The organism is Sporomusa sp., assembly GCF_057736855.1.
This window is the reverse complement of record NZ_JBYKYF010000138.1, coordinates 1-7,997: the sequence shown is the minus strand read 5'-3', so window position 1 is coordinate 7,997 and position 7,997 is coordinate 1. Positions and strand designations below refer to the sequence as shown.

The window sequence follows — 7,997 nt, the reverse complement described above, 5'->3', positions numbered from 1 at the left end:
AGACTAAAGTCATAATAATTATAACGTCAACTACAAATATAGTGGTTGGCGTTATAATTATTATGTCGATATGTTACCATGAACATTGGTTTTCAGAAAAAATGCAAAAAACTCATTGACATGTTCCCGTAAACGAAAGGTGCAAAAAATCAGCCCAAGACATCAATCCGAGCGGCTCGTGCCATGTTGAGTCAGTTGCGTTGATAGAGCGCCAAAAGCCTTAAACCATAAGGCTTTTGGCTTTTCCTGAAATTAATATGTGTGATTTATGTTCGCCTAGACTTATAGTTTTGGCGAATTTTTATTTTATGGGGGTGGCGCATTTTGTTAAAAGAAATTATAATTAGCATTCAACCGATGAAAGCCTGCGGCGTCTGATCTGGGGATGCAACGGCCGATATCCGGCGAAGGGCGACATTTTTAATATTATGGGTGGCATTGATCGAGCGTAGAGAAAAATAATCGTGGTCAATAAATGGTTTCTTCAACAGCTTTCGTGCGGCAGTCTAGCAAATGGGTTGCACAGGAAATACAAGGGTCGAACGACCGTATTATTCGCCCGGGAATAACAAATTTGAGTTCTGGTGATGGAATTTTTGTGCCGATGAGAGCGATTTCTGCCGGTCCTCGGTTGCCGCAGATATCTTTAGGAGAAAAGTTCCAAGCTGTCGGTGTAATAATATCGTATTTATCAACCTGTTCACCCTTCAAGCTGGCGCAATGGAGCAAAGGCCCCCGCATAGCATCGGTAACTGAAAGAGCTTGGGTGAGCACAGGATCTTTCTTCTGATTGATCGGCGGTGGGCCAGGTTTGATCTCATACAGCCACCCTTCCAAGAGTTCCGTTATGAGAAGCGTTTCTAAAGTGCGGGCAACAATCCGGTCCATTGTGGAAGTACCGCCATTATATAAGCCGTTAAAAGTCATGCGGGCCAGCGGTCCGCCCTCATAGTGTTGTCCCCGGTATAGCACCGCCTTAGTCCAAGTATAAGCTCCGGGTTTATGTGGGGCGGGGCGTACTTCCCCTTCTTCCATCCATTTTGCACGCTCGAACCATGCTCTTGAGATATCTTCTTGTATTAGATTTAGTTGAGGCTCAGTTATTCTACCGTTGTCAACGACACCAGGTTTCCATAGAATATGGTCGTTCTTGTTGCCGAACCGGAATAATCCGAATGAGAGGAAGCGGCCTGGGGTTTCCCCAATATGGTAATAGTCCTCATAGACCCTGGCGATAAGCTCGGTATCAGGCAACATATATCGCTGGACAAAAGCGTTGATATCTCTGATGAGTGCAAGGGCTTGGTTTATTTTGTCTGCTGTGGGGGCAACAGCAACTCCGCCGTGTATGAAGCTGTGTTGGTTAGGCGCTTTACCACCGAAAAGAGCCAGGATTTGATGGCTTTTTTCCGCTGCTTTGACGGCCTCAATATAATGTCCTGCCAAGCGACGATTATCTTCGGTATCCAGGCGGCAGTCTTCGCAGTTTTGCCTCAGAAAGGGGGGGTGATTCGGCATGATGACGAAGTCGGGTAACCCGAAGAAATAGAAGTGACGGATATGGTTCTGCAAAAAGTCGGCCCCGAACATGATGTTGCGTAAATACTGGGCGTTTTCATCAATGTCATTGTCGTACAGCTGGTCCAGAAGATAACTTGACACAGCGCCATGGGCCATGGAGCAAATGCCGCAAATGCGTTGGGTCATGTATACGGCGTCGGTAACATGACGGTTTCGCATTATATATTCGAAGCCGCGGAACATAGTGCTGCTGACATTGGCTTCGACTATTATTCCGGTGTCAATCGATAGCTCGACTGATAACAGGCCGCTTAAGCGGGTAACAGGGCTGAACAAAATTTTTTGCGTGCTCATTTTGGTCTTCCTTTCTCCGCTAACGGCTGTTGTTTATGAGCTGCTTCGCCTTTGCCTTTTTCAGGGAGAGGCGTGAAAAAGGGGGAAGACCCGTCAGGAAAGTCCTGGTTAGTACAACCGATGCAAGGGGTATTCACCTTTACTGGCCAACTCACATGATTAATCCACTGCCTGTAGGGGCAGTCAGCGCTTGTACGGGGGCCGGAACATCCTTGGGAAAACATACATTCAATATCGCCCAGTTTCTTGGCGAGTCTTTTTGATCAAAATAGGACCGTCGCTGGCAGTGGCGGTGGATGGTGAATTCGTAAAAGAGCTTCGGTCTGCTAAGTTTATCTAGTTCCGGCTTTCCGTACATAAGCAGATGAGCTAATGTTCCTACAAACCAATCAGGATTTACCGGGCAACCGCTTACATTGATTATCTCCCGCTTTAGCACCTGTCCTACTCCTACCGAGCCAGTTATATTCGGTTCCGCAGATGAAGCTCCGCCAAAACTTGCGCACGTTCCGATAGCAACTACATATTGAGCAGCCGCTCCTAGTCTCATTACTGCCTCTAGAGCCGTAATCGGTCCATTCTTCGTCCTGGCGATAACATTATAGATTCCACCATCTTTTATCGGTATCGCTCCCTCGACTACAAGCGTGAATCTTCCATGATAGCGGTTAACGGCGTCATTCATAAGCATAAGCGCATCGCTTCCCTGGGCAGCCATGAAGGTATTACTATATATAAGATCAATCATATCTGTAAATACTTGGTTCAGGTAAGGATATGTTGTATTCATGAAAGCAATGTTGTTGTCGCCGCTATCGCTCGTTTCCAGCCAGATAACGCGTAATTTTTCTTTATTGTTGTCAGTTAAATATCGACAGGCTATAGGCAATAATTTGGCTGATAACCCATGATTATCGGCTGTTGCATTATCCTGGCATAGTTGCAAAAACTCGGCTTTTTCCATACCTCACCTCTAAGCAAGTTTCTATCATCATATGCAAAGACGTAGTATTATAGTAACGCTACAAGAAAAACCCGCCTTCTGCAAGCGGGGCGGACGACTGCTAACAGCAGCCACAACAGTTTTTACTATACAAAAAATTCCATTTTACGGAATGCTTAAGCTCGTCGGTAATAATTTCGAATAGCATATCTCTGTGACGCTGAGAGCAGAGGCCAAACATAATTTTCCTGTATGTTTCTACAGCTCCGAGCTCACCAAAGATCGCTTGCTGAATGGCGGAACAGTAATTCGTAGGCTCTTTGAATTCTTTTTGTTCTGGATAAGGCGGTTCGCAGGTTATCTCCTGGTAAATCATGCGAAACATCTTAAAATGCTTAATCTCGTCGTCTCTGAGAAAAAACAATTTTTGCGTAAAGATTTAACAAAGCCAGAACAATGGAAAAGGAGTTTAGCTTATGGTAATAGAAACAGACAGATTGATTTTACGGGAAATGATTGAGGATGATTTTGATGCATTGTATGCTGTTCTTGCAGATTCGGATATCATGAAGCACTATCCCTATTCCTTTGACGAGGATAGAGTCAGAGGGTGGATAAGAAAAAATATTGATAGATACAAGGTTTTTGGCTTCGGATTGTGGGCCGTAGTTTTGAAAGAAACTGGTGAAGTGATTGGGGATTGTGGACTTACAATGCAATTGATTGGTGGCGAAATAAAGCCGGAAATAGGGTATCATATTCGAAAGGATTGTCAACGGAGAGGATACGCCAGTGAGGCTGCAAAAGCAGTAAGGGACTGGACTTTTATGAATACACCTTTTAATATCATTTATTCCTATATGAAGTATACGAATGTCCCATCATATAGAACAGCGATAGCTTATGGATGTCATCTGGTTGATGAGTTTGAAGATGACACTAATGAAATCACTAAAGTATATGCAATCAGCCGTGATGAGTGGAAAGAATTGAAAAAATCAGGAGGTTATTATGGTTGACATAAAATTATGGATGGAGCGCTTTATAGAATTACTTAAAGAAACGTTTGGTGAACGTATCTATTTTGTAGGCCTACAAGGAAGTTATGGAAGAGGTGAAGCAACTGAATTAAGTGATATTGATGTAGTAGTGATATTAGATAAACTAACAGTAGAGGATATAAAAACATATAACGATATGATTGATACCCTTCCTCACCGAGAGTTGATTTGTGGATTTCTTGCAGGTCAAGATGAACTCATAAATTGGGAGCCTTCTGATTTATTTCAGTTTTATTATGATACTATACCGATTGTTGGAAGTCTTGATGCGTTGCTGGCAAAAATTGATAGTGCAGCAGTGGAGCGTGCTATTAAAATAGGTGCTTGCAACATATACCACGGATGTGTACACAATATGTTATATGAAAAAAGCGATGATATAGTGCGTGGGCTATATAAGTCAGCATCTTTTGTCATACAAGCTATTGTATTTAAGTCTACAGGCAAATATATTAAGCACCAAAAAGACTTGCTTGAAGCGGTAACCAATGAAGAGAAAAAGATTTTAAATGACTTTAATGCTCTAAAAAACGGTGCTACGATTGATTTTGATACATTGTCGGAGCATTTATTTAATTGGGTAAGGAAGCTAATTAAGATATGAAGGCCGCTTTATAAAGTTAATGGTTTTTTAGTGATTGTATGCTATAGTTTGAGCATTGCAGAGAATATGAAAGGTGCTTCGAATCCTTAGGTTTATATGGTCGAAGCATTTTTTATTTTCGTACATTTTAGGGATATTTTTGCGAAGAGGATTTATTTTTGCAAAACAAAGATTCGTTTTTGTAAAGAAGATTAGAATAATGCACATAAACAGATTTTTTTTGTAAATATTTCTGATAAACAAACAGGAATTACAATGAATTTGGCAAATTAAGTTAAAGAATATACTAGATTTCCACTGTGTAAGGCTAAAGATAAGACAATACATGACGGATAAAAGGGGGCGTTTTCGAGATATTCTCCGCGATGGCGAATCTAGCGCGTGTTGGACCATGGGAATGTGATGATGGTACATCCGTTGCACAGGAAGGACGATTTCTGAGTTCAAAAGAATATGTTCGAAGTACATCCATCAGATGCAAGAATCGTAAAAAAAAATAATAGAGAACTCATTGCCAACCTCAACCCCAAACCCTATTTGTTATGAGCATCGAATTATCCGTAAACGCAATTCATCCAGATGACTTGGTGGTTAACGTGCAAGATTGCTAACCCGGGTGCCGCCTGCTCCTCGAGTAAAGTGTGGTTACTTTATGCGCAACTCTTTACTTCGGCAAATACTAGAGCAATACTGAAATAGGGAGATGTTGTAATGATAGATAAGATTGTAAAAGTTTTTAGTAATTATTTTGCAATACTTGTCATTGTGGTTGCAGCACTGGCTTTCATTTATCCGCTGCCATTTAAGTCCGCTGCTCCATATATACCACAACTTTTAGGACTTGTTATGCTGGGAATGGGTCTAACGCTGACCAAGGATGACTTTAAGGCAGTGTTTGAGCAACCTAAGGATGTTGTAATTGGTATTTTACTTCAGTTTATTATTATGCCGCTGCTTGGTTACCTTATCGCTTTAATTATGGGGGTCAATCCGGAATTAGCCGCCGGTTTTATTCTGGTCGGCTGTGTACCAAGCGGCACAGCATCAAACGTAATGACATATTTGGCCAAAGGGGATGTAGCTCTTTCCGTTACCGTTAGCTCTTTAACAACATTGATTGCGCCTTTCATTACGCCATATCTATTTTTGTGGCTGGGCGGCAAATTTATACCGGTAGATGCCACCGCGCTCTTAATTGATATTCTTAAAATAGTACTTGTGCCCATTATTTTCGGGGTTTTTCTCCGACAGATGTTTAGTGCAACCGTACAGAAACTAGTAAAAATTGTACCGCTAATCTCAGTGTTGGCGATTATAGCAATTGTAGCGGCTGTTGTTGCTGCTAGTGCCCAGCGGCTTGTTGCTGTTGCCGGAATTGTTGTTGTTGGTGTAATAGTTCATAATCTTTGTGGTTACATAATTGCACATTTTGTTGCCAAAAAGATATTCGGTATGTCGGAAGCCAAAGCAAGAGCTATATCCTTTGAAGTGGGCATGCAAAATTCAGGTTTGGGTGCAGCCCTCGCCATGGTTCACCTTTCACCTGTTGCCGCATTGCCTAGCGCCATATTTAGTGTATGGCATAATATCTCTGGTCCTACTCTTGCTTCATGGTGGGCAAAGCGGACACCGAGTATGGACGCAAGGGAAGAGGATAAAAAGGTTAACTGTTGATGACCTTTATTAGGCTATGACGAGGGAGTCTACCCAAGAGCAAAGTTTGTGTATTAGGTATAGTAATGCCTTTTGCTTTATACTCCGCCTGCAGAGTCTTTACTCTTTCAAGCTCGGCAGGCGTGAGAGCTTTTTTAGTACATCATTTTGGATTACCCATTCGCACATGTTGAGTGCGTGGCGTTAATAGGGCAGGCAGGTAACGCAGGGTGGTAGGGTTTGGAAAAAATTAAAAAGCATATATGAAGTAAGATATCAATTATCTATTAGGAGGATGCAATATGAGTGTTAAAGAAAAAGTTCTTGAGGTCATGAAAACTGCGGGAAAACCTTTAAGTGCGGGTGAGGTCGAGAAATTGTCCGGACTTAACCGCAAAGATATTGATAAGGCTTTTAAAGAGTTGAAAGCAGAAAATGCTATCACGTCGCCGGTACGTTGTAAATGGGAACCAGTTAAATAATGACCGGTACACAAAGTATCAAGTATTAAATGTACGAAATATTGAGTCCTTTATTCTGTAAGGATTGTTGGTTAAATTTGATTTTGATCAGTTTTGTGTCGCCTAGACAGCAGGTTTGGGCGGCTTTTTTGTTTTTTGGAAGTACTTTTACATGAAATATTCTTATTATACAAAGTTGGAGGAGTTTCATATAAAAGTATGGAAAATACAGAATAGATTAGAACATGAAAACTTAAATTTTACTGTTTTGCAACGTTTGTGGGCAGTTTAAAAAACTCCTTTACCGTTATAATTCTGATATACTGATGAGGTAGTAGTGAATGGGAAGGCGTATAGGGCAAATTATTGATATAATTGCCAACACCAAAGTGGTGTGTTGCTAAACCTGTATTCCTAGCACTATCCTAAAGAAACTTATCAGAGACAGATTAACTGACGCAACTATAAGAAGCAAGACATTGAAATACTGGTCATTACTGCACTAGCATCGAAGCGTTATAAAGCAGTTTAGGTGCCTGGTTCTAGCTGTTGACAGGAGATTTTAAATTTTTATCCAAAATACCAATATAGGAACACTCTTTAGTGCAATAACGGGAGGACTAATACTTGATAACAGGTGAAATCAAAAACAAAGTCGACAAGATTTGGGAAACATTCTGGACTGGTGGTATAACTAATCCACTATCGGTGATTGAGCAGATTACATATTTATTATTTATTAGGGGCTTGGATGAGGCTGAGACCAGGAAGGAAAAGGAAGCTGTGCTTTTAGGGATTCCCTATAAAAGAATTTTTCCTGAGGACAAGCAGTATTTACGTTGGAACCAGTTTAAAAATCTCGAAGCTGAGGAAATGTATCAAATTGTTTCTCAGGAAGTGTTTCCATTTATTAAAAATTTGCATGGCGATAAGGACTCAGCGTATACCAAATACATGGCTGATGCCATTTTTATTATTCCTACGCCACTACTACTAGAAAAGATAGTGACTGCTTTGGATGAGATTCCTATGGATGACAGGGATACCAAAGGAGATCTCTATGAGTATTTGTTGTCAAAAATCGCAACATCCGGAACAAATGGGCAGTTCCGGACGCCGCGCCATATTATTCAAATGATGGTTGAGCTAATGAAACCAACACCGCAAGATATTATTGTTGATCCCGCAGCAGGAAGTGCTGGTTTTTTAGTGGCCTGCGGCGAATATCTTCGAGATAAGTACAAAGACCTGTTTATGGACAAGCAGCTTCACGATCATTTTAATCATAGCATGTTTTACGGCTATGATATGGATCGGACGATGCTGCGCATCGGTGCGATGAATATGATGCTGCACGGTGTGGAGAATCCTAACATTGAATACCGGGATTCCTTATCCGA

At 41.4% G+C, this 7,997-nt stretch carries 8 protein-coding genes; 5 read left to right on the top strand and 3 right to left on the bottom strand.

What is annotated here, in order from left to right:
• Positions 1-468: 468 nt before the first annotated feature.
• Genes AC29Z1_RS10255 through AC29Z1_RS10245 form a run of 3 tightly spaced genes read right to left on the bottom strand, consistent with a single transcriptional unit; the run spans position 469 to position 2,839 of the window.
• Positions 469-1,875: a nickel-dependent hydrogenase large subunit gene (locus tag AC29Z1_RS10255; protein ID WP_488271369.1), complete on the bottom strand. Its 1,407-nt coding sequence runs from the start codon at positions 1,873-1,875 to the stop codon at positions 469-471.
• Positions 1,872-2,099: a hypothetical protein gene (locus AC29Z1_RS10250; protein WP_488271368.1), complete on the bottom strand. Its 228-nt coding sequence runs from the start codon at positions 2,097-2,099 to the stop codon at positions 1,872-1,874. Before AC29Z1_RS10250 ends, AC29Z1_RS10255 begins: the two co-directional genes overlap by 4 nt.
• Positions 2,027-2,839: a hydrogenase small subunit gene (locus AC29Z1_RS10245; protein WP_488271367.1), complete on the bottom strand. Its 813-nt coding sequence runs from the start codon at positions 2,837-2,839 to the stop codon at positions 2,027-2,029. Before AC29Z1_RS10245 ends, AC29Z1_RS10250 begins: the two co-directional genes overlap by 73 nt.
• Positions 2,840-3,294: 455 nt before the next feature.
• On the opposite strand from AC29Z1_RS10245, the gene AC29Z1_RS10240 reads away from it, so the two are divergent.
• The 5 genes from AC29Z1_RS10240 to AC29Z1_RS10220 all read left to right on the top strand — a co-directional run.
• A complete protein-coding gene (locus AC29Z1_RS10240; protein WP_488271366.1) occupies positions 3,295-3,837 on the top strand; it encodes a GNAT family N-acetyltransferase in 543 nt (180 codons plus the stop codon).
• A complete protein-coding gene (locus tag AC29Z1_RS10235; protein ID WP_488271365.1) occupies positions 3,830-4,483 on the top strand; it encodes a nucleotidyltransferase domain-containing protein in 654 nt (217 codons plus the stop codon). The genes AC29Z1_RS10240 and AC29Z1_RS10235 overlap by 8 nt, the downstream gene beginning before the upstream one ends.
• Before the next feature lie 711 nt (positions 4,484-5,194).
• Positions 5,195-6,157 carry a bile acid:sodium symporter family protein gene (locus AC29Z1_RS10230; protein ID WP_488271364.1) on the top strand — a complete coding sequence of 321 codons (963 nt, stop codon included), beginning with the start codon at positions 5,195-5,197 and terminating at the stop codon, positions 6,155-6,157.
• 281 nt (positions 6,158-6,438) lie between these two features.
• A complete protein-coding gene (locus AC29Z1_RS10225; RefSeq protein WP_488271363.1) occupies positions 6,439-6,618 on the top strand; it encodes a hypothetical protein in 180 nt (59 codons plus the stop codon).
• Positions 6,619-7,224: 606 nt separating this feature from the next.
• On the top strand, positions 7,225-7,997 hold a 773-nt coding region (locus tag AC29Z1_RS10220; RefSeq protein WP_488271362.1), incomplete at its 3' end, for a type I restriction-modification system subunit M.